The organism is Streptomyces graminilatus (assembly GCF_001418565.1).
In the GTDB taxonomy this organism is placed as follows: domain Bacteria; phylum Actinomycetota; class Actinomycetes; order Streptomycetales; family Streptomycetaceae; genus Streptomyces; species Streptomyces graminilatus.
Map to the genome: position 1 here is coordinate 1 of NZ_LIQQ01000189.1, position 21,707 is coordinate 21,707.

Annotated in this window: 21 protein-coding genes and 2 pseudogenes; 7 read left to right on the plus strand and 16 right to left on the minus strand. The window is 67.3% G+C overall.

The window, feature by feature from the left end; all coding sequences use genetic code 11:
- Nucleotides 1-146 precede the first annotated feature (146 nt).
- A complete protein-coding gene (locus tag AOK08_RS17365) occupies nt 147-725 on the plus strand; it encodes a Uma2 family endonuclease (protein WP_055526596.1) in 579 nt (192 codons plus the stop codon).
- Here the strand turns inward: AOK08_RS17365 and AOK08_RS17370 are convergent.
- The 3 genes from AOK08_RS17370 to AOK08_RS47380 form a co-directional block, all read right to left on the minus strand.
- Nucleotides 720-1,127, minus strand: a complete 408-nt coding sequence (locus AOK08_RS17370) for a VOC family protein (RefSeq protein WP_055526571.1) — start codon at nt 1,125-1,127, stop codon at nt 720-722. The two genes, AOK08_RS17365 and AOK08_RS17370, sit on opposite strands and share 6 nt — an antisense overlap.
- 75 nt (nt 1,128-1,202) lie before the next feature.
- A complete protein-coding gene (locus tag AOK08_RS17375; protein WP_055526572.1) occupies nt 1,203-1,814 on the minus strand; it encodes a Uma2 family endonuclease in 612 nt (203 codons plus the stop codon).
- A 157-nt stretch (nt 1,815-1,971) separates the two neighbouring features.
- Entirely contained in the window at nt 1,972-2,151 is a 180-nt protein-coding gene (locus AOK08_RS47380) for a hypothetical protein (RefSeq protein WP_241826983.1), read from the minus strand.
- An 87-nt stretch (nt 2,152-2,238) separates the two neighbouring features.
- Here AOK08_RS47380 and AOK08_RS17380 point away from each other — a divergent pair, with 87 nt between their 5' ends.
- Together AOK08_RS17380 and AOK08_RS43255 are read left to right on the plus strand one after the other, a co-directional pair.
- A complete protein-coding gene (locus AOK08_RS17380) occupies nt 2,239-9,393 on the plus strand; it encodes a polymorphic toxin-type HINT domain-containing protein (protein ID WP_241826984.1) in 7,155 nt (2,384 codons plus the stop codon).
- A 52-nt stretch (nt 9,394-9,445) separates the two neighbouring features.
- Nucleotides 9,446-9,844 carry a DUF2750 domain-containing protein gene (locus AOK08_RS43255; RefSeq protein ID WP_241826987.1) on the plus strand — a complete coding sequence of 133 codons (399 nt, stop codon included), beginning with the start codon at nt 9,446-9,448 and terminating at the stop codon, nt 9,842-9,844.
- Nucleotides 9,845-9,953: 109 nt separating this feature from the next.
- Here the strand turns inward: AOK08_RS43255 and AOK08_RS17385 are convergent.
- A pseudogene (locus tag AOK08_RS17385) lies at nt 9,954-10,496 on the minus strand (site-specific integrase); the annotation flags it as partial.
- A gap of 541 nt (nt 10,497-11,037) precedes the next feature.
- On the opposite strand from AOK08_RS17385, the gene AOK08_RS45790 reads away from it, so the two are divergent.
- Together AOK08_RS45790 and AOK08_RS17390 are read left to right on the plus strand one after the other, a co-directional pair.
- Nucleotides 11,038-11,430 (plus strand): HNH/ENDO VII family nuclease, encoded by a 393-nt coding sequence (locus tag AOK08_RS45790; RefSeq protein WP_157876707.1) that lies wholly within the window; start codon nt 11,038-11,040, stop codon nt 11,428-11,430.
- Nucleotides 11,427-11,921: an SMI1/KNR4 family protein gene (locus tag AOK08_RS17390; RefSeq protein WP_055526573.1), complete on the plus strand. Its 495-nt coding sequence runs from the start codon at nt 11,427-11,429 to the stop codon at nt 11,919-11,921. Before AOK08_RS45790 ends, AOK08_RS17390 begins: the two co-directional genes overlap by 4 nt.
- A 72-nt stretch (nt 11,922-11,993) precedes the next feature.
- Here AOK08_RS17390 and AOK08_RS17395 read toward each other — a convergent pair whose 3' ends face one another.
- Both AOK08_RS17395 and AOK08_RS17400 read right to left on the minus strand, forming a co-directional pair.
- On the minus strand, nt 11,994-12,212 hold the full coding sequence (locus AOK08_RS17395) for a hypothetical protein (protein WP_055526577.1): 219 nt from the start codon (nt 12,210-12,212) through the stop codon (nt 11,994-11,996).
- 44 nt (nt 12,213-12,256) lie between these two features.
- Nucleotides 12,257-12,784 carry a flavoprotein gene (locus tag AOK08_RS17400; protein ID WP_055526579.1) on the minus strand — a complete coding sequence of 176 codons (528 nt, stop codon included), beginning with the start codon at nt 12,782-12,784 and terminating at the stop codon, nt 12,257-12,259.
- Between the two features lie 68 nt (nt 12,785-12,852).
- On the opposite strand from AOK08_RS17400, the gene AOK08_RS17405 reads away from it, so the two are divergent.
- Nucleotides 12,853-12,999 carry a hypothetical protein gene (locus AOK08_RS17405; RefSeq protein ID WP_241826985.1) on the plus strand — a complete coding sequence of 49 codons (147 nt, stop codon included), beginning with the start codon at nt 12,853-12,855 and terminating at the stop codon, nt 12,997-12,999.
- A gap of 120 nt (nt 13,000-13,119) precedes the next feature.
- Here the strand turns inward: AOK08_RS17405 and AOK08_RS47385 are convergent, their stop codons facing one another.
- The 10 genes from AOK08_RS47385 to AOK08_RS17455 all read right to left on the minus strand — a co-directional run bounded on the left by AOK08_RS47385 (nt 13,120) and on the right by AOK08_RS17455 (nt 21,058).
- Complete coding sequence (locus AOK08_RS47385; protein ID WP_338400140.1) at nt 13,120-13,515, minus strand: DUF4253 domain-containing protein; 396 nt, start codon at nt 13,513-13,515, stop codon at nt 13,120-13,122.
- Between the two features lie 135 nt (nt 13,516-13,650).
- Entirely contained in the window at nt 13,651-14,955 is a 1,305-nt protein-coding gene (locus tag AOK08_RS17415) for a M48 family metalloprotease (RefSeq protein ID WP_055526582.1), read from the minus strand.
- A 177-nt stretch (nt 14,956-15,132) separates the two neighbouring features.
- Nucleotides 15,133-15,450, minus strand: coding sequence for a helix-turn-helix domain-containing protein (locus AOK08_RS17420; protein WP_055526584.1), 318 nt, complete (start codon nt 15,448-15,450; stop codon nt 15,133-15,135).
- On the minus strand, nt 15,447-15,809 hold the full coding sequence (locus tag AOK08_RS17425; protein WP_055526586.1) for a type II toxin-antitoxin system RelE/ParE family toxin: 363 nt from the start codon (nt 15,807-15,809) through the stop codon (nt 15,447-15,449). Before AOK08_RS17425 ends, AOK08_RS17420 begins: the two co-directional genes overlap by 4 nt.
- Nucleotides 15,810-15,982: 173 nt before the next feature.
- Nucleotides 15,983-16,783 carry a hypothetical protein gene (locus AOK08_RS17430; protein WP_055526587.1) on the minus strand — a complete coding sequence of 267 codons (801 nt, stop codon included), beginning with the start codon at nt 16,781-16,783 and terminating at the stop codon, nt 15,983-15,985.
- Between the two features lie 118 nt (nt 16,784-16,901).
- Complete coding sequence (locus tag AOK08_RS17435; protein ID WP_055526589.1) at nt 16,902-17,681, minus strand: succinate dehydrogenase iron-sulfur subunit; 780 nt, start codon at nt 17,679-17,681, stop codon at nt 16,902-16,904.
- Nucleotides 17,681-19,435 carry a succinate dehydrogenase flavoprotein subunit gene (gene sdhA / locus AOK08_RS17440; protein WP_055526591.1) on the minus strand — a complete coding sequence of 585 codons (1,755 nt, stop codon included), beginning with the start codon at nt 19,433-19,435 and terminating at the stop codon, nt 17,681-17,683. The genes AOK08_RS17435 and sdhA overlap by 1 nt, the downstream gene beginning before the upstream one ends.
- Nucleotides 19,436-19,466: 31 nt before the next feature.
- On the minus strand, nt 19,467-19,958 hold the full coding sequence (locus AOK08_RS17445) for a succinate dehydrogenase hydrophobic membrane anchor subunit (protein WP_055526592.1): 492 nt from the start codon (nt 19,956-19,958) through the stop codon (nt 19,467-19,469).
- A 5-nt stretch (nt 19,959-19,963) separates the two neighbouring features.
- Nucleotides 19,964-20,344: a succinate dehydrogenase, cytochrome b556 subunit gene (gene sdhC / locus AOK08_RS17450; protein WP_079054090.1), complete on the minus strand. Its 381-nt coding sequence runs from the start codon at nt 20,342-20,344 to the stop codon at nt 19,964-19,966.
- 189 nt (nt 20,345-20,533) lie between these two features.
- A complete protein-coding gene (locus tag AOK08_RS17455) occupies nt 20,534-21,058 on the minus strand; it encodes a 2-oxo-4-hydroxy-4-carboxy-5-ureidoimidazoline decarboxylase (protein WP_055526598.1) in 525 nt (174 codons plus the stop codon).
- Between the two features lie 420 nt (nt 21,059-21,478).
- Here AOK08_RS17455 and AOK08_RS17460 point away from each other — a divergent pair.
- Nucleotides 21,479-21,707 (plus strand): annotated as a pseudogene (locus AOK08_RS17460) (hypothetical protein); the annotation flags it as partial.

Here is a 21,707-nt window from a genome sequence, read left to right on the forward strand (position 1 = left end):
GGCGGGAGCTGTCCAGAAGGGGGTGGCCGACCGTGAACGCCGGGCGCGAGGAGCAGGGGCGGAATCAGGCGAAGGAACGGGAGGGGTGGGAGGGGTGGGAGGAACGGGAGGAGTGGCTCGACACCGCCCCGCCGAACCGCTGGCCGATCCCGCCCCCGGACGGCTGGACCGCAGAGGACCTCGACCGCATCCCCGGCCTCCCGTCGCACACGGAACTGCTCGACGGAAGCCTCGTCTTCGTCAGCCCGCAGACACGGTTCCATGCCCGCGCGCTGCGCCTGCTGGAGCGCGCTCTTCTGGAACAGGCCCCTGGCACCCTGGATGTCATGTCATGTCATGTCATGTCACGGATGACGGTGAGGCTGGACGCCAGGAACCGTCCCGAACCGGACGTCATCGTCGTACGGGAGACGGCGAACACCGGCCCGGACCAGACGTGGTACGAGCCGGAGGATGTCCTCTTGGCGGTGGAGGCGGTCGCCGCCGACACCCGGGACCGGGACCGCGAGGTCAAGCCCCGCAAGTACGCGGTGGCCGGGGTGGCACATTTCTGGCGGGTCGAGCAGGACGGCGACAAGGGGCTCCCGGTCGTCCACGTCTACGAACTCGACCCCGCCACCAAGGCCTACGCCCTCACCGGCATCTTTCACGACCGCCTCAAGCCGGCCGTGCCCTTCGACATCGACACCGACCTGACGGCGATCGATCGCCGACCGGGTTCATGACCGCGCCAGCTCCGGCCGCTTCTGGTAGTCCGTGAAGCCGATGACGTTGCCCCAGGGGTCGGCGATCTCGACGGTCCAGCCCGTGGCGACGGAGAGCGGCGCGTCGAGCGGGGCAATGCCGGCGGCCGCGAGAGCGCGGGCCGCCGCCTTGGCGTCCGGCACCTCCAGCCAGATCCGGGGCGAGGCCCACGGCGGCGCCCGGTGCCCGAGCGCCTCCTCGACGCGCAACAGCAGCCCCGGCGTCTCGGCGCCGACCCGCAGCACGGCGATCCCGGCCTCGTCGAGCCGGGCGGTGATCCCGAACCCGGCCCGCTGATAGAAGGCGACCGCCTCGGCGAGATCCCCGACGGGCAGCAGCACGTTGTCGAAACCGAGCAGTTCGTACGACTCGTTATCTGACATGGCGTCAGATTAAGGGGCGGGTCGCGGGAATCGGTGGAGGCTGGAGACGGCAGGTGGATGCGATGACCAGCGCGGTCAGGTGGTCCGCTTCGCCTGCCCGGCGTAGAGGACCTCGGCCACATCGAGGCTGACCTTGGCCCCGATCGAGTCGGGGAGGGTGACGATCTCGCCGGGGGCGTGGATGCGGTGGGTGGTGTAGTCGTGGCCTGTGGGGTCGGTCAGGACGTGCAGGCGTTGGTGCTTGCGGTCGACGACGACGTAGACAGGCACGTTGGCACCGGCATAGGCGGCGACCTTGGTCTGTAGGTCGGCCTTCCAGTTGCTGGAGGTGACCTCCAGAACGAGTCGGAAAGCCACCGGCTCGTAGCAGTTGTTCTCGACGTGGTGGTCTTCGATGTCGGCGTCGACGACGACCAGATCAGGGATGGCGTAGTCCTCGGTACCGCTGGGCAACCACAGGCCGACGCCTTGGAATACCTCGGTCTCGCTTCCGTCGATGCCGGCTGCGGTGAACGGGCGAGTGAGCCTGGCCAGGGCACGGGCGTGGGTGATGTCCGGGAGCGGGGACACGAGGATCACGCCTGCGATGATCTCGACGCGATTGCCCGGATTGCGCTCCATGAGTCGGTTCGCCTCCGCGATCAGCGGACGTTCGCCGTGGGGCTGCCCGACAGCTGTTGCGGACATCAGGTGCCTCCTGTCGGGCTGGTGTCGAGGCCATCATCGTGGGCCGGGAGGGCCGGGCGTGCCCCCTTCGCACGGCGTTACCCGAAGGTGTGCCGGGCACACGGGAGGGCCCCGTTTCCAGTGGAAAAGGGGCCCTCGACGACCTGCGTACGCCCGCTCAGCCCACAGCGATCCGGTTCTTCCAGTAGCTCTTCGCGGAGAGAACCTCCCGCCCGGAGCCCGGGACCACCGACGCCTTGCCGCCGGCGTAGAAGCGGACGGAGCCGTCCGCGCGGACGGCCCACAGGTCGGGCACGGTGTCGCCGTTGACATCCGGGGTGCCGAGCACGTTGAGCATGCTTGCCCTGTCCCAGCCGGCGGGCGCGTAGTCGGTGTCGGTGCCCCCGGCCGAACCCCCGCCGCTGGCCAGCTGCGTACGGCTGTTGTGCCCACTGTCGGCGCCGCCCTGCTGGTAGGTCTCCTGCCCGTGCAGGCGTTCGCGGTTCCGCCGGACCCCGCCGCGGCCGAACGGGGCCGTGAGGACACCCTCAAACTGGAGACGCTCGATCCGGAAGTGCCCATCGAGGGCGTGACCGAGGACAGGAACCTGGAGACCCTCAGGGCGACGGTGCCTCCCAACCGGGTGCAGCCTCCGCCGAATACGACGACAACGCCGGTCGGCACGGGAAGCGTCGACTTCGGCTCGGCCACGACCGCGACAACGGCAGCCGTCCGTTCCGGCGCCACCGCCCAACAGGTGGCGGACCCGAAACCGGTCGGCACCCTTCCCGTCAGCCTCGGCCAGGCCCCCGACCAGGCTGCCCCCAAAGGCATCTGGGATGTCAGGGTCTACGGTCGCACCGAGTCCGTCGCCCAGGGTGTGGACGGCACCGTCGTGGGTGTCCAGGCCCCGGCGACCGGATCCGTTCCGATCTCGGTCAGGGTCAACTACGCCAAGTTCAAGAGCCTCTACGGCGCCGACTGGGCCTCCCGTCTCACGTTCGTGCAGTTCCCCGAGTGCTACCTCGACACCCCGCAGATCGAGGCGTGCCAGGAATACGTGGAACTGGAGACGACGAACGACACGGCAGCCCAGGCGGTGACGGCGATCGTCGACACGGCGGCCGACGGGACGGTCACCCCGGCCTCGGCGAGACCTGAGCCCATATCCGGCGGACCGTCAATAGCCCAGGTCTCCTACCGCAGTTCATCCACCGCCACAGGGACCGCCGTGGCAGCCTCCGGTGACCGTGCCGCCGTGGGCGTGGTCGACTCCGGCCAGGGCAACGGCGGTTCGTTCAAGGCGACGCCTCTCGCGTCGAGCGGCAAGTGGGCGGCCGGCGGATCCTCGGGCGCCTTCACCTGGTCGTATCCGCTGACCGTCCCGGCGGCGCCCGCGGGACCGGCCCCGAGCATCTCGCTCGGTTACAACTCGCAGACCGTGGACGGCCGTACGGCGGTCTCCTCGCCGCAGGTGTCCTGGATCGGCGAAGGCTGGGACTACGACCCCGGCCACATCGAACGCCGGTACCGGAGCTGCCAGGACGACCGCAAGACGCTCAAGTCCGGTATCCCCAACAACAAGGCGGCGAAGGACAAGACGTCCGACCTGTGCTGGGTGTCGTACAACGCGGTGATGTCGCTGGCGGGCAGGACCACCGAACTCGTGCGGGACGCACCCGCCGGCAGCAACCCCGAGACCGACACCGAGGTCTACCGCCCCATGCAGGACGACGGCACCCGCGTCGAGCGCCGTGTGGCCGGTACGAACAGGGACGACAACGGCGAGTACTGGATCGTCACCACCACCGACGGCACCAAGTACTACTACGGCCTCAACAAGGTGGGCGGCGGCCACGCCGACACCGACTCCGTCTCCACCGTCCCGGTCTTCGGCAACCACCCGGGCGAGCCGTGCAACTCCACGGTCTTCGCCAACTCCCGTTGCGGCGCCGGTAAGCAGCAGGCCTGGCGCTGGGGCCTGGACAAGGTCGTCGACGTCCACGGCAACACACTGGTCATCAGTTGGAACCAGGAGAAGAACCACTACGCCGTGAAGAAGAAGTTCACGGCGCCGGAGCAGTACGACCGCTTCGCCTACCCGAGGATCATCGAGTACGGCATGCGCGCGGACCTGACGAAGCCGTCGGCGACGGTCGAGTTCGGTGCCGAGCAGCGCTGCCTGGAGTCGGCGGCGGCGTGCGACGACGACAACTTCGCCAAGACCGACGACCCTGGCGCGTACCGCCTCTGGTGGGACACGCCAGGCAACCTCAACTGCAAAGCCACGTCGAAGATGTGCCCCGCGTTCCCGTCCTTCTGGACGCAGATGCGCCTGGCCACGATCACGACGAAGGGGGCCCGGCCCGGTCAGACGGGCCTCGGCAAGGTCGACACGTACACCCTGAACCAGTCCTTCCCGAAGGACTGGTACGACACGGCCCCCAGCCTCTGGCTGAACTCGATCACCCGCCGCGGCTTCGCTCCCGGCGACAGCACCGGAATCCTCCAGCACACGGACGGCGTCAGCTTCTCCGAGTACAAGGTCGGATCGACCTCCCCGCTGAGGGTGCGCCTGCGCGACAAGCAGCTCCCGAACCTGGTCCGCACCGGCCCGGGCGACCAGCGCCCCGGCTTCACCCGCCCTCGCATCGGCACGGTGTCCACGGAGAGCGGTGGCGACGTCGAGGTCGAGTACCAGGGCGGTTGCGCGATCGAACCGGCCACGGACAAGGGCCGCGACAACGGTACGTGTTACCCGGTCCGCTGGTCTCCGGACGGCGACGAGAAGACCCCCGCGAAGGCGTGGTTCAACAAGTACGTCGTCGCCTCCGTCACGGAGCGGGACAAGGTCACCTCGCACGGCCAGGACATACACACCCTGTACGAGTACACGGGCCCTGCCTGGTCCAAGAGCGACGACGAGTTCACCCGCCCGTCCCTGCGCACGTTCAGCGACTGGCGGGGCTACCGCGAGGTGGCGGTGACGAAGGGCAGCTCCACCGTAGGGAACGGCATCCTGCAGACCCAGTCGTACTCCAAGACCCGCTATTTCCTGGGTGTGGGGGGCCAGGTCAAGGACTCCGAGGACAAGTACACACTCCTCGCGGACGACGACCGGCAGTACGCGGGCATGACGGCGGAGACCATCACCTACCGCGACTCCGGGAAGAAGGTCCAGCAGCGCACCCTGAACTTCCCCTGGTCGAAACAGACCGCGTCCCGCCCGAGGGAGGCGGAGGACGCCACGGACATGGAGCCGCTCCTGGCCCACCGCAGCGGAGTCAGGCGTACGGACGAGATCCAGACCGTCGACACGAGCTGGCGCGCGGTCCGCACCCTCACGGCGGTCGACGACTCGTACGGCCTGCCGATCCAGGTGGAGACGGCGGTGGTCAAGCCGAACGGCAGCGCCGAGACACTCTCCGACCAGACGTGCACGGTGACGACGTACGTCCACAACCCGGCGGCCTGGCTGATCGGCCTGCCCAAGTCCCAGCGCAGTACGGGCACTTCGTGCGCCGGGCTCGGGACGGCGGACCCGGAGACCAAGCTCATCAAGTCGGTGAGCTACAGCTACGACGGAAGTACCAGCGGCATCGAGATCCCCTCGAAGGGGCAGGTGACGACCGTCACCGACGTCGACGGCACCGGAACGTCGGACGTGGTCGCCGCGAGGGCGACGTACGACCCGCTGGGCCGCATCCGTACGGTCACGAAGCCGGGGGCGGGCACGACGAGGACCGAGTACACGCCCGGTGACGGCGGCGGCCCGGTCACCGCCGTGACGACGACCAACGCCTTGGGTCACGCCGTCACCACGACCTTCGACCCCGGCCGGAGCCTGGCGCTGACGGTCACCGACGCCAACAACCGTGTCACGCGCAGCGAGTACGACGCCCTAGGCCGCATGGTGAGGGGCTGGTCCCCGTCGCGCTCGGCGGGCGGTAAGCCGGACGTGGTGATCTCCTACGATTCGGCGATCGCCAACGGCAAGGTGACCCGCCCCGCCGCCGTCACCACCAGCACGCTGAAGGACGACGGCACCTACAGCAGACAAGTCACCCTCTACGACGGCCTGTTGCGCCAGGTACAGACGCAGTCGGAGGCGCACGGCCCCGGCCGCGTCATCAGCGACACGACGTACGACGACCACGGACTGGTGGACGAGCAGAAGGGCGCCTACCTGGCGAAGGGCGATCCCGCCACGGCGCTCTTCAGCCCCAGGTCCGAGACCCTGATCCCGAGCAAGGTCAAGTTCCGCTACGACGGTCTGGAACGCCCGTACCGCGAGTCGACGTACCACGCCGGCGAGTTCAAGTACGAGACGGATACGACCTACAGCGACACGAGCACGTACGTGGACCCGCCCGGCTCGACCGCCCCCCGAACCCGCACCTTCACCGACGCCCTGGGCCGCGTCACCTCGATCCTCCACTACAAGGACGCGGCCGCCACGGACCAGGGCCGCACGACGACGTACACCTACGACGCCCGTGGCTACCGGACCGAGGTGAAGGACCCGGCGGGCAACGTCTGGTCGTACAAGTACGACGCACGGGGCCGCGTCGTCTCCACCACGGACCCGGACGTGGGCAGGACGGACACCTGGTTCGACGACGCGGACCGCCCGAACAAGGTGACGGACGCGGAGAATCGGACGACGTTCACGGAGTACGACGAACTCGGCCGTGTCCGGTACGTCCGAGAGGGCTCGGCGACCGGCGCCGCGGTGAAGTCGTTCACGTACGACATGGCCGGGGCGCTGGGCCTGCCGGTCGCGTCGACCCGGCACTCCTCGCAGGGCGACTACACGAACCGCGTCACGGGCTACGACACGGAGTACCGCCCCACGGGCACCGAGACGACAATCGCGTCCAACCCCCTGACCGCAGGCCTCTCGGGCACGTACGCGTACAAGTACACGTACACGCCCACCGGAAACCCCTTGTCGGTGACGCTGCCGGCGATCGGCGGCCTGCCGCAGGAGAAGGTGGTCACCCGCTACAACAGTGACGGCCTCCCGGAGTCCACATCAGGCCTGACCTGGTACACGGCGGACGTCACCTACTCCCCGTACGGCGAGCCCCTGCGCACGGTGTCGGGCGCACAGCCCTACCGCGTCTGGACGACGAACTTCATCGACCCGTCCACAGGCCGCCTCCAGCGCACGGTCGCGGACCGCGAGACGGCGGACCCGCACCGCATCACGGACAGCTACTACTCGTACGACGAGTCGGGCATGATCACGTCCAACTCCCGTCAGCTGACGGACGGTTCGACCACCCCACCCTGGGACACGCAGTGCTTCACGTACGACGTGATGGGTGAGCTGGCCAACGCCTGGACGTCGAACATCACGCCCGTCGACGGCAAGAGCTGCAAGGCCGCGAACGGCACGACGTGGGGCCATCGCCAGGACTACGGGCCCTCGTCGGGCCCGGTGGCGGACGCCCCGGACACGGCGTCGGACGCGACGGCCCCGGACGACTCGCTGAAGTCGACCCTGCTGGCCACGACTCCGGACGCGACGACGGTCTCCACGGGCGCGACGGCGTACCGCCAGTCGTTCACGTTCGACTGGCTCGGCAACCGCGCCGCGATGACGGAGTACAACCCGGCGGACGCGACGAAGAACGTCACCCTCAAGTACGGCTATGGCAACGCCCAGGGCAAGCAGCCGCACACGCTGGGCTCGATCACGTCCAGCCCGGCTGGCCAGGGCAGCGGTTACCAGTACGACGCCGTCGGCAACACGAAGGTCCGCGACCTGTCGGCGACGACGCAGAACCTGACCTGGACGCAGGAGAACAAGCCGGCCACGATCACGGACGACGGCAAGACAACGACGTACATCTACGACGCCAACGGCAACCGCCTCCTGGAGAAGTCGCCGTCGGGCTCGACCCTGTACCTGGGCGAAACAGAGGTGACGACGGACGCGAGCGGCACGATCGTGCGCGCCTCACGTTCGTACGCCCACCCCGGCGCCCCGACAGTGGTCCGCACGACGAGCAACGGCGCGACAACGGGCCACAAGCGCAACGTGATGTTGTCCGACCACCTGGGCACGTCCAACACGACGATCGAGGTCACGAACACCACGCAGCCGGTAACCCGCCGAGCTTTCAAGCCGTACGGCGAGGTGCGTGGGCCGAAGCCGGCGAGCTGGCCGAACAAGCGGGGTTACCTGGGCGTCGGGATTGGGCTTACGCACATGGGGGCGCGGGAGTACGACCAGGGGTCGGGGCGGTTCCTGTCGGCGGACCCGATCATCGACATAGCGGACCCGCTCCAGATGAACGGGTATGCGTACAGCGGCAACAGTCCCATCAGTAAAAGCGATCCCACGGGATTGCGTCCCGCCGTCGACTGTGGGACCCGGCCTGACCCCAATTCAGAGAACACCACTCCTGGCCACGCTCCGGTCAAGAAGAAGAGTTCGCAGAACTATTCGGCTGCGGTCGACGATGGAAATGTCGCCCCTCCTGCCTTCAAGAAGAAGTATCAAGAGGTCTACCCAGGCGTCTACGTCGACCGGAGTTGGGAATACGCCGATAGGTATGAGCAACAGCTCTGGAAGGACGCTGCCAACTGGTGTCAAGAAGACGGAGCGTCCTGTCTGGCCACTTCTGAGGACGAGCAAGTAGGCCAGAACATCTTGACCCATATCAAATTCCTCGCCTGTATGCACCTCGGGCGAGAAAGTGGCTGTCTCGGCAAAATCCCCGCGCTCGGCGCGGTGGCCATGATTGCTATGACCGGCGTAGGGGAAAGGCCTGGGGGACTGGGAGTTGGCGGAAATCGCTCTTCCCAGAGTTCCGGCCCTTGCAGCCAATGTTTCCTGGCAGGCACAGATGTTCTGCTGGCGGATAAGTCATCAAAGGACATCGAGGATATACGGGTCGGCGATGAGGTGCTGGCGACCGATCCCGAGACAGGGGAAACCGGCCCGCGCAAGGTAACCCGCCTGATCATCACTGAAGACGACAAGCGCTTCAACGAGCTTTCCATTGCCACCGAAGACGGCATCGAGAAGCTCACAGCCACCAATGAACATCCCTTCTGGGTGCCCGAACTCGGCCACTGGGTGGCGACGCGCAACCTCGCGGTTGGTATGCACCTGCGTAAGCCGGACGGCTCAACCGTCACGGTCGCCGCAAACCGCCCCTTCTCAAAGCGTGCCCGCACGTACAACCTGACGGTCGATGACCTTCACACGTACTATGTGCTGGCGGGCGGGACTCCGGTCCTCGTTCACAACAGCAACTGCGGTGGGCGTTGGAAGTTGGGTGAAGATTATTCCAAGCCCAATAAGAATGGTGTCGCGCCATCCCTGTCCACCATGCGTAAGCGGTTCTGGAAGAACGAAGCGATGGAGCCGGACGCCGCAGACCAATACGGTGCTGCGAACATCAGCCGAATGAAGCGCGGATCGGCCCCACAGCGACAGCGTCCGGACGGATCGTGGGAATCGATGGAACTGAGCCATGAACCAATTCCCGAGCGGGATGGTGGTATGTTGCTAACGCCGCGATGGCCAGAGGATCATGCCATCATGGATCCTGGCGGATACCGTAGGCTCCCACCCGGCTACTAACGCTGCGAACGGGGCGCGGCACTGGGGCCCTCTAGTGCCGCGCCCATGCGTGATGTTCAAGTCGGGACGATCTGGGAGGATTAGGGTGAGCGTAAGCGGGGCTCAGGCAGCGGCCTTTTTCCGTGAGATCGTTGGGACTCGTACCGTTTGGTGGGTTCGAGACGATGATGGCAGTCCGACCCCGGTCTCAAGTTCTGGGAGACCAGCTTTTCCCTATTGGTCGTCGGAGGCCCGTGCGCAGCGCGCCGCTCAGATATGGGGTCCTCAATTCCGTGCTGTTTCAATGCCGCTGGATCATTGGCGAAGCGCGGCTTTGCCGGATCTAGCCAAGGATGACTTCCGGGTTGGGATTAACTGGAGTGGACAGCACCTAACCGGATGGGACTTCACTGTCGATGAAGTAATCAATCGTCTCACTCACGCGCTCGGCGAGCCACCATACGACCGGTAGAGTCGGTCGAGTGACGACTGTTCGATCGTTGCTATTGCGAATCTGAAGCCCCATCGGGTGTGACTGATGGGGCTTCAGAGGTGTTTGACGGCAGTAGTTGACGGCAACGTCAGCGGACGGCGGCTCCGCACAGCGGGGGGTCGCCGCCGTCGTTGCGAGTCGCCTCGTCGTTGGTGGGACAGTCCAGGGCGGTGCTGAGGGTGTCGATGGCGTCGCGCTGGAGGCGGAGTCGGACGTGGGCGTACACCGAAGCGGTGACGCCGATGTGGGCGTGGCCGAGGAGTTCCTTGATCACGACGAGTTCGACGCCCTGCTCCAGGAGCAGCGTCGCCGCCGAATGGCGGAGGTCGTGGAAGCGGATGCGGCGGAGGCCGGCATTGCGGAGAAGTGTGGTGAAGGTGCGGGTGAGGTTGGTCGGGTCGATCGATCCGCCCTGCGCGGTAGTGAACATGTGCCCGCTGTGCTGCCACGTGGTGCCTGCTGCCTCGCGCTCGTGCTGCTGCTGTTCGTGGTGGTGCTTCAGCGAGTGGAGGCAGCGGGTGGGGAGGGCGATGCGGCGTTCGGAGGCCCGGGTCTTGGTCGGCAGCGTGGTGAGCCCGTCTGAGCTGGTGCGCTGCAAGGTGCGGCGGATGGCGGCGGTTCCCGTGTCAAGGCGACCCGCTGACGCGGGTCGCGCGCGGCACGGCCGCCCACCCGGCCCGCTCTCGGCTCCGCCACCGCGGGCCGGCCAGCGACCAGGCCGCGCAGAAGCGCGTAGCGGACGACCGGAAGCGGGCGAAGACCAGACGCTCCCGAACGGCGAGCACCAGGCCGACGGCGAGGCGGCGACGGGGAGTTGGCCGGTGCGCAGCACGGCGGTGGGGTCGGTCGGCTCCATGGGCTTTACCCACCTTCCCGGGTCGGGGCCCGCGTCGGGCAAGGCCAGGGGGCCACTCGTTCAAATTCCGGGCAGGGGCACAGCCTGCCCGAGTTGCCGGGCCAGCGTACGGCCCCCTGACCATGCCCGACCCCAACCCGGGCAGGACACCGGCCAAAGCCCACTCCACCTCCCTCACGCGCAAAGCCGTCTGACGGCAACGCCGACGGCAACAGGGGTGCACAACGCGGCACTTCCACGCACACCTGCGTACAAGCCGAATAGCGCTCACCTGCGAAAACGCAGATGACGGCCCCCGAGCGAGCACACGTACTATGTGCTGGCGGGCGAGACGCCGATCCTGGTTCACAACTCAAGCTGCCAATTCTGGTCGGGGGCCGACTATAACGGTCAGCGCATTTATCAGCGGGATGATCTGGTGAATCCGGGCTACTTTTCGCCTGCAGGCAAGTATGGTCGAAGTAATCTCAAGAGAATGCAGCAGGGGCTGGCACCGATCGGCCCGGACGGCAAGCCGCTAAACCTTCACCACATGCTCCAGACGCAGGACGGGCCGATCGCTGAGGTGACGCACTCCATACACTTCGGGAACTATAATCAGCTGCACTGGAAGGCAGGCACCAGGATCCCCGGCGGAATCGATCGCGATGCCTTCAACGCCTGGAAATCCCAGTACTGGAAAGACAGAGCGGCAGGATTTGGTGGATGATGAGCGCAATCGAGGCCAGTGAGCGACTGATCGAGCTGGTTCGCGGCAACGACGACATCGCGAATCATGCAGATGGCTGCGACGCAGGGACGATCGCCATCGCTGAGCGCGACCTAGGCGTCATGTTCCCTCCCTCCTATCGCCGTGTGATCGGAGAGTTCGGGACCTGGGATATCGCTGGCGAAGAGTTCCTCGGCGTGTATCAGACACCTGCCATGGGGCAGAAGCTGTTGGGCTCCGTAGCTGAGACCCTGGATGCTTGCACTCAGTACGGAATGCCCCCCGACCTGATCGTTGTAATGTTTGATGGAATGGGCGGCTTGATTGTTCTCGACTCCTCCAAAGTGGATCAGGAAGGCGAGTATCCGGTCCTCGTTTGGAATCCTGGCGTCGCCGACCGTCAGGGCATGGAGAGGCTCGGAGACGATTTCGGGTCTTTCGCTCTCGCCCTGTGCTGGCGGGCTGTGACTCGCTGGCGAGAATCGGGCTAAAGCTGAAATTTGGGTGAAAAGCGAGAAGCCCCGCCAGGCTTTTCTGGCGAGGCTTCTGCCGTTATTTACTCGTCAGGGGGCTGCCTGTGCGACTTCCCCGGCAGTCATGTAGGAGTCGGCGAGCCAGGACATGTACAGGTCCTTGTCCCGTGCGTGCACGTCGTCGTACTCGGCCAGGGCTGTTTCCAGGGCGGGGACTGCGCGGCATGGGTGTCGGAGTTCCCTCCAGCATCGGAGCACGTAGTCCACGTGGCACAGCCGCGTGGTGCGCTCCCGTAGCCGCTCGGGCAAGTCGCTTCCGACTCGGCGGCCCCCCGGCCGTCGCGGCGCTTCGATCACGCGGGCAGAGCAGCCAGAGCCGCGTCCCACGGATACGCCTCCACGTCACCGTGCTTGGGCACATGAGGGATGAATCCTCCATCGCCAAGAAGCACAGTCACTCCGCAGTCCCGGAGAATGGACACGCTCCGTTTGAGCGCCGGGTGAGCCGCCTGGGCCTGGTTCAGGTAGGGCAGGGCAACGAGCGGTAGGCGTAGCCCGATCCCCTCCGTGACGAGTCCGAGAGCGAGTGTGTCGGCGTGGCCGTCAGCCCACTTTGTCAGCGTGTTGAGCGTGGCGGGGGCTACGAGGATCGCGTCCGGCGGTGGCAACACGTCGGATTCGGCAGGCAACTTGTACTGGTGGCGTACGGGATACCCGGTCAGTTCACGAAGCTCGGCAATGTCGTTCTCGAGCCAGCGGTGGGCCGAGGGGGTGAGGACGAGACAGACGTCCCATCCGGCGCCTTGGGCCTTGCGTATGCCCGTAGCGACGGACTGGGCGGGCGGAGCAGCGCAGGAGATCAGATAGAGAACCTTGGTCACCCGGGCAGTCCACACCGTGTGGCGAGGGCCTGCAAGCGCGCCTCGGGACCGATCCGGACGACGCGGTCATGGTGGCGTACGTGCACGCCAACTCCGGGCCCGGCCGGGTGGTGTGGGCGCACAGCGCGCACGCGCACCTCGTGCAGCCGGACCCGTACCCGCTCGCGCTGCTGGCCCGTATCCGCGCGCTCCGCGCCGGGAACACCGCCACCTGATCGTCGCCCCTGGGCCCGGGGACCGACACGCAGCGCACATCGGTCACTGGGCCCCCATCGGGCCGTCCTTCTCCTACTGCTGCGGGATGTCGGCCAGAGTCTCCGCGGCAGCGGCCGCAGTCAGTCCCACCAGAACTCCCATTCGTGGCGCGTCATGAGCTCCTCGGGGTATGCCTCCCAGTCTCTGGACGGGTCCTCGTGGAACCAGTCCGGGCAGGCAACGTAGTGCTCGGCCGTCAGAACTCGGGCTTGGTCGATGGCTGTCGGTGGAGAGGCGACCGAGACATAGAGACTTGTGTGTCCGAAGCCCACGACACGCATTCCGAACCGGTCTTCCCAAGAGCGGAGGACCGCCGACAGCTCTTCCACGCTGATGTGGTTGGCCGGCCCGGACCAGTTGAGGGCGGCGGGTGCGTCAGCTCCCCGGGAGACCTCCACGAGTGCCAGACACTGGGCCCGACTGCTGCGGACCAGTGCGGTGGCGAGTTCTCCGGCGGGCGGGGCAGGGTCCGTCACCGGCGTGGCAGGCGCTGCCAGGCCTGGCCACTCCTTGAAGGGCGGCCAGGCATCCCTCGTCCACTCGCGCTTCAGGTAAGAGGCGGTTTGGACATGGCGGGACTCTATGCGGCACCACTGACAACGCCCCGAGGCCTACGCCCCGTCAACCCCGTCCCTCACAACCTCCCGAGCCACGACCCTTCGCGCATCGGCCAACTCGGCGGCGATGCGGCCCACCCGCTCCTCATCCGCGGCAACCACCGCCGGAACCGCCGCCCCGTCGAGCAGCCGCCGGCGCCTCAAGTGGGTCGGCGGATGGGTCGCGTCGACGCTGTGGCCGCGCAACGCGCCTGCGCGGCGCTGGCGTTCGTACTCGGACTCGGGGACGGAGGCGACATGTGCCGCCAACTCCTCCCACAGTCCGTCGCCTTCGGTGCCCCGGGCCTGGCCGCCGCGGCGCAGTCGCCGGCTGTTCACCTCGCTGCGCAGGATGATGTCGATGGAGTCGATGACGAGGAGGCGGTCCATCAGGCCGACCGCCGCCTCCGTCGAACCGGCCCGCGCCGCAGCAGAGTCGGCGAGGTACTCGCTGCGCTGCGTGGCGCGCAGGGTGAGGGTGTCGAGCAGCATCAGTACGCCCAGGACGAGCAGCCGGGGCACGGATATCACCAGGTTGGTGACTATCTGGAGGGCGTTCGTGGGGTTGGCGTCGGGGGAGAGGTAGTAGAGCCAGAGGGCGAGCGACCTGAACGCCGATCCCAGCACCAGTCCGCGCCGCGTGTCGCCGTTGCTGTAGTGGCCCAACTCGTGGCCCAGCAGGGCGATTCGGTGCTCGGGGGACAGGGACTCCCACAGCGGGAGGCCCAGGGTGAGGAGGCGGCCCCGGAGGCCGTACGTCCGTACGCTCGCGTTCGTCTCCGCGTTGACCGCGACGGCGTCCACGCCCCTCGTGCCCGACGCCTTGGCCACCTCGTCGATCAGAGCGAACAGTGTCGGGGCGTCGGAGCGGCGCAGGACGACGCCGGTGGCCTCCTCCTTCGGGAGCCGGCCCAGCCTGGGGCGCAGGGCCCAGCCCAGCAGCAACAGGAACGCCCCCGGCAGCATGAGGAACCCGCCCCAGCCGCTCACCAGGCACCAGACTCCGGCCACGAAGAGGACAGCCGTGACGCCGTGGATCAGCAGCGCGATGGCGTACGCCAGCACCCCGTACACGTCACGCGGGGTCCGCTGCTCCTCGGCCGCGTCCGCACTCATCGTCGCCAGCAGTTTCTCGCCGTGCCGTTGCGCCAACGTACGGCGCAACATCTCCAGCCTGCTCTTCTTCTCCTCCGGCCCGCCCGGATCCACGTTCCAGTCGCAGTCGGGACACCATGTGGTGAACCGGCTGTCCGCTTGGATGTCCGTGCCGCACTCAGGGCACCGGCTGGAATCCAGCACGCCCTCTGTGATGGTGCGCATCGCTGCGTACCTCCCCCCGACCCCTCCCCAGAGGCCGCTCTGTTCATGACATGTCGGGGTTGATCATGCCAGGCCGGGCGCACCACTCGGTCCGGGGCCTTCGGGTGCCCGGTGCCCGACCAATCGTCCAGGTATGCGAAATGACCCACCCTGCGCGTCAGTCACCCCACAGTCGCGTTACGCCACAACCACCCGCGTCCCATTGAAGTTGGCGACGACCTCCAGCTCTCCGCCCAGGGCGGCGACGTAGGCAGCCACAGTTCCGACCTCTGCGGATGACGTCCTGCCGCGCTCGATGGCGGACACCCGTTCTTGTCGCACGTGCATACGGTTGGCTACTTCGCGCTGAGTGAGACCGAGCTGGCGACGCATCTCGGCGAGCCGGTGCGCGCGTGCCTCGGCGACCATACGCCGGGCTCCTGCCGAGATCTCGTGGAGGTCTTCGGCGTCGAAGACCTCCTCCTTGACCTCGTCCCAAGAGTGGAAGCTGGTCATGTTTGTGTCTCCTTCTGCTGCCTCTGCTTCAGGTGAACGAGCCACTCCGTGTACCGGACTTCGGCCAAGAGGATGGAACGGCGGTACCACTCGTTCCACTGGCCCGCTTTGTCGCCGGCCACTAGAAGGACGGCGCTGCGCTCTGGATCGAAGACGAACAGGATGCGGATCTCGCTGCTTCCGGCTGAGCCGGGACGTAACTCCTTGAGGTGGTGCAGGGCCGAACCCTTGATCCGGTCCACGAGGGGACGTCCGAGGTCGGGGCCTTCGTCGACGAGAGCCTGGATCGCCTGGCCTACGAGCTGAGCCGTGGCCCGGTTGTCCTTGCGAAGTTCGTGCAGCCAGTCGCGAACCTCCAGGCCATTTCAAGATGCCAGGCCATCGGTCCTCATCGAATAGTACGCTTTCATACTAGTACCCTGGCGTACTGTCGGCCTCTCGGGGAGGGACTACGGATCCGGTTCACCCGAACGTGAAGGGGTGAGGCAGGGAACCGCCCGCCTCACCCCTTCACCGGGTCAGAGGCTCCGCCTCAACACCCGCCCACGCGCCCCGATTTCACCACCACATCGTCCATCCACACGTCGTACGACGCCGGCGACGGGTTCCCCTGATACAGCTGCCACCCCAACTTCAACTTGTCGAACGCCGGGAAGGCGAAGTCGGAAGTCTGGGCGCCCCCGTGATGCGTGGCGTCCACCGTCAGGTCGGACTGCTCGACCCCGTCGAAGTACACCGTGACCCTGTTGTCCGCGCCGTCCATATGGAATTCGACGCAGCTCCAGCTCCCCGCGACCGCCGGTGTCGACGTCCGCCACGACGTCCAGTCGCCCGTCGGGCCCAGATCGGAGCCCACGCCCCAGAAGTTGCCCTTGTCGGTGGGGGCGTACTGGCCGCCCAGCGGGCGTACGAGGGTGGGGGAGCCGGTGCCGGAGGCCTCCGCGAGCGTCCAGTGGGCCCAGTCGGGAGCCGTGGGGAAGGCGTCCACGCGCAGGCGCAGGCGGGCCCAGTAACTGTTGCCGGGCGCCGAGAGGTCGGGGAAGACGACGAACGCGCGGCCGTTGCCCTCCGTACGGATGTGGAGTTCGCGGCCCTTGCCGGTCGTGCTCGGCTCGACGGTCAGGGTGCCGTGGGAGGTGTCTGTCGTCCACTCGCGGCCGGCCGTCACCGGGCCGAGGGGGAGGTGGTCGAAGTTCTCCCGGGCGAGGGGGCGTTGGCCATATGCCGTTTGCTGGACGGGAGTTGCCGAGGCAGTGGGGGGTATCGCGAGCAGTGCGGCCGCCGTGGCCGTGGCCGCCGACAGTGTCGCGATCGTTTTCCTCAGGATGGTCATGTACCCAGTGTGGTACGGGAGTTGACCAAGTTCCCAATCGTACGCAGTATGCCCGTATACGCCCGGTGGCCGTGCCTCCGCAAGCGCGGGAGCACGGCCACCGGAACGTACTGCGAGATCAGAACCGCCGAGTGATCAGCGCCCTCTTCACTTCCTGGATCGCCTTCGTGACCTCGATGCCACGCGGGCACGCGTCCGTGCAGTTGAACGTGGTGCGGCAGCGCCAGACGCCGTCGCGGTCGTTCAGGATCTCCAGGCGCTGCTCGCCCGCCTCGTCACGCGAGTCGAAGATGAAGCGGTGCGCGTTGACGATCGCGGCCGGGCCGAAGTACTGGCCGTCGTTCCAGAAGACCGGGCACGACGACGTGCACGCCGCGCACAGGATGCACTTCGTCGTGTCGTCGAACCGCTCGCGGTCCTCCGCCGTCTGGAGGCGCTCGCGCGTCGGCTCGTTGGTGTCCTTCGTGATGAGGAAGGGCATCACGTCGCGGTACGCCTGGAAGAACGGCTCCATGTCGACGACGAGGTCCTTCAGGACCGTCAGGCCCTTGATGGGCTCGACCGTGATCGGCTTGGCCGGGTTGATGTCCTTGATCAGGGTCTTGCAGGCAAGGCGGTTCTTGCCGTTGATCCGCATGGCGTCCGAGCCGCAGATGCCGTGCGCGCAGGAGCGGCGGAACGTCAGCGAACCGTCCTGATCCCACTTGATCTTGTGGAGGGCGTCGAGGACACGCTCCTTGGGGTCGATCTCCAGCTGGAAGTCTTCCCAGACCGCCTCGGCCGCCAGCTCCGGGTTGAAGCGGCGGATGCGGAAGGTGACCGTGATGTACGGGGAGTCGGCGAAGCCGGGCTCGGGCTCGCCGGCCGCGTCCGCCTTGTCCAGAACAGGGGTTGCCATCAGTACTTACGCTCCATCGGCTGGTAGCGGGTCTGGACGACCGGCTTGTAGTCGAGACGGATGGACTCGGTGCCGTCGTCGCCCACCTCGCGGTACGCCATGGTGTGGCGCATGAAGTTGACGTCGTCGCGGTTCGGGTAGTCCTCGCGGTAGTGACCGCCGCGGGACTCCTTGCGGGCCAGGGCCGACACCGCCATGACCTCGGCGAGGTCGAGCAGGTTGCCGAGCTCGATCGCTTCCAGCAGGTCCGTGTTGAACCGCTTGCCCTTGTCCTGGATCGAGACGTTCAGGTAGCGCTCGCGGAGTTCCGCGATCTTCTCCACCGCCGTCTTGATCGTCTGCTCGGTACGGAACACCATGACGTTCGCGTCCATGGTCTCCTGGAGCTCCAGACGCAGCGCGGCGACCCGCTCCGTGCCCGTGGACTCGCGCAGGCGCTCCACCTGGGAGACGACCAGCTCCGCCGGGTTCTCGGGGAGTTCGACGAAGTCGGCCTTCTGGCTGTACTCCGCCGCCGCGATCCCGGCCCGCTTCCCGAACACGTTGATGTCCAGGAGGCTGTTGGTGCCGAGGCGGTTGGCGCCGTGGACCGAGACACACGCGACCTCGCCGGCCGCGTACAGCCCGGGTACGACGGTCGTGTTGTCCCTCAGTACCTCACCCTCGACGTTGGTCGGGATGCCGCCCATCGCGTAGTGCGCGGTGGGCTGGATCGGGATCGGGTCCGTGTACGGCTCGATGCCCAGGTAGGTGCGCGCGAACTCGGTGATGTCGGGCAGCTTGGCGTCGAGCTGCTCCGGCGGGAGGTGCGTCAGGTCGAGGTAGACGTGGTCGCCCTCGGGGCCGCAGCCGCGTCCCTCGCGGATCTCCGTGTAGATGGAGCGCGAGACGACGTCACGCGACGCGAGGTCCTTCATCACCGGCGCGTACTTCTCCATGAAGCGCTCGCCGTCCTTGTTGCGGAGGATGCCGCCCTCACCACGGGCGCCCTCCGTCAGCAGGATGCCCATGCGCCAGATGCCGGTCGGGTGGAACTGGAAGAACTCCATGTCCTCCAGGGGCAGGCCTCGGCGGTAGACCGCCGCCTGTCCGTCACCCGTCAGCGTGTGCGCGTTCGACGTCACCTTGAAGAACTTGCCGCAGCCGCCGGACGCGTAGATCACGGCCTTCGCCTGGAAGACGTGGATCTCGCCGGTCGCCAGTTCGTAGGCGACGACACCGGCCGACCGCTTCACACCGTCGACCTCGACGATCAGCTGGTCGAGGACGTAGAACTCGTTGAAGAACTCCACGCCCTCCTTCACGCAGTTCTGGTACAGCGTCTGGAGGATCATGTGACCGGTGCGGTCGGCCGCGTAGCAGGACCGGCGGACCGGGGCTTCGCCGTGGTTGCGGCTGTGGCCGCCGAAACGACGCTGGTCGATCGTGCCGTCGGGCGTGCGGTTGAACGGCAGGCCCATCTTCTCCAGGTCGAGGACCGAGTCGATGGCCTCCTTCGCCAGGATCTCGGCGGCGTCCTGGTCGACCAGGTAGTCGCCGCCCTTGATCGTGTCGAAGGTGTGCCACTCCCAGTTGTCCTCCTCCACGTTGGCGAGCGCGGCGGCCATACCGCCCTGCGCGGCGCCCGTGTGGGACCTGGTCGGGTAGAGCTTCGTCAGTACGGCGGTACGGCTGCGCTTCGTCGACTCGATCGCGGCGCGCATACCGGCGCCGCCCGCGCCGACGATGACGGTGTCGTACTTGTGGATCTTCATCAGGATTTCCTCAGTCCCTCAGCACCGTGGCCTAGCGGATGTTCGGGTCGAAGGTGAAGATCACCAGCGTGCCCAGCAGGATCGTGAACACCGTGGCGGTGTAGAGCAGGCCCTTGAGCCACAGTCGGGTGTTCGCGCGCTCCGCGTAGTCGTTGATGACGGTACGCAGGCCGTTGGCGCCGTGCAGCATCGCCAGCCACAGCATCAGCAGGTCCCAGACCTGCCAGAACGGCGAGGCCCAGCGGCCGGCCACGAACGCGAAGCCGATCTTGGAGACACCGCCGTCCAGCACGAGCTGGATCAGGAGGTGGCCCAGGACCAGCACGACCAGGACGATGCCGGACAGCCGCATGAACAGCCAGCCGTACATCTCGAAGTTGCCCCGGGTGGACTTGGGGGTCTTCTTCGTGCGCTTGCGCGGGGCCTCGATCAGGGGCGCCGGGTTGTCGGTGTCGTACCCGGCGAACGCGCCCGCGCCCTCGACGGGGCCGATGCCCGAGGCGGTGGATTCAGTCGTCGCCATGTGTGTCAGCTCCCGAACAGTTCACGAGCGGCGTGGCCGAGGACGGGGTAGATCGCCCCGAGCATCAGCACGACCCACAGGCCGACGACGGTCCACAGCATCTGCTTCTGGAAGCGCGGGCCCTTCGACCAGAAGTCGACGGCGATGACGCGAAGGCCGTTCAGCGCGTGGAAGAGGATGGCGGCGACGAGGCCGTACTCCAGCACGGCGACGATCGGCGTCTTGTACGTGGCCACAACCTTGTCGTAGGCCTCGGGGGAGACACGGACAAGAGCGGTGTCCAGGACGTGTACGAACAGGAAGAAGAAGATGAGGACGCCGGTGACTCGATGAGCCACCCAGGACCACATTCCTTCCCGGCCGCGGTACAGCGTTCCAGCCGGCACGGAAAACCCTCCGGGAGCGGGGATCGGAGCCGCGCCGGCTTCGATGTCGGACGGGCCCGGCCGGGTACGGTCCACCGGCCCTCGCCATCGTAGCGACGTGTTGTCGGAACGCTTACAGCGGGCCTACCTATGAGATCAAACTGGCTTCGTACGGGCTATTGGGTCACCAGGGGGAGTGGGTGCGCGCCGTCAGTGGCCGGCCGCGCAGTGCCGACCCGCGCCCATGAGGGCGTTTCTCAGCCGTGCTCCCGCCAGGCGCCGCAGTTCGTCCGCCGCGACCACCCGTTCCTCCTCCGGATCGTTCGCCAACCGTGACCGGATGCCCGTCAGGACCTGGTTGAGGGCCTCGTCCGGGGAGGCGCAGTCGACGTGGATGACGAACACATGCCCGAATCGACTCTCGTACGCGGCGTGCGCTGCGCTCAGTGCCGTGTGGGCCGCCGAGTACACACCGTCGGGCAGGGCGGGCAGCGCCTCCGCGGCCAGGGCCTCGGCGAGATCGCCCGGTGCCAGGTCGTACGCCGCCTCGTCCGCCGCCGCGAGCAGGGAGTCCAGGTCCGGATAGGGGCGGTGGTCGGTGAGCCGGCGGGCCCAGCGGAGGCTGCGCAGACAGGTGAGGAGCGCGCGCTCGACGGCCTCGGCGGGGTCGGTGTTGAACCGGGCCAGGTTCGGCGGCGTAGAGGAGGGGGACTCGGTGCGCGTCTGGGCCGGCATGTCGAGCTGGCCGGACAGGTGGGGGAGACGGTGCACGGACAGCGTGAGTCCTCGGCGTTCTGGTGTCGGTCTGGTGTCGGCGCGGGAGATGCGTGGGAGCCGCGCGATACGCGAGATGTGCGATGTGAGAGAAGTGCCGCTCACATTATCGAGAGCGGTCAGGAGCTGTCCGACCGGCGCCTGAATTTCACCCGAACGGGAGAGTTTAGAGACGTACGGTGGACGCGCCCGGTGGGGCGGGGTCGTAGGTTCGGAGGTGGTGGCGATCCAGGAGGTGCGTGGTATGCGGTCGATACGTGAGGCGCTGGCGGGTGGAAACCGGTGACCGGGCGGAGGCGACGCGCCCCTGAGCCGAAACGGGGTCCCAGGAATCCGGGGGGCCCGCAGACTTCTCGTACCCCGAGGCGTACTCCGAGGAGAATGACGTTCGGACACGGGTCCAGGTTGCTTCTCGGGGCCGGTGTTCTCGTCGCCGCGGGCGCCGTGGGAGTGACCGTCGCCCTCTGGCCGGTCGGTCACACGGAACCCGCCCCCGGCACCACCACCGCCGGTGACACCGCGTCGACCGGCCCGGCGCGCTCCTCGGACCAGGCCGGCGCGGCCGGTACCGCGTCCGGCGGCCCTCGCGCCCAGGCGCCCGCCCCGCCCT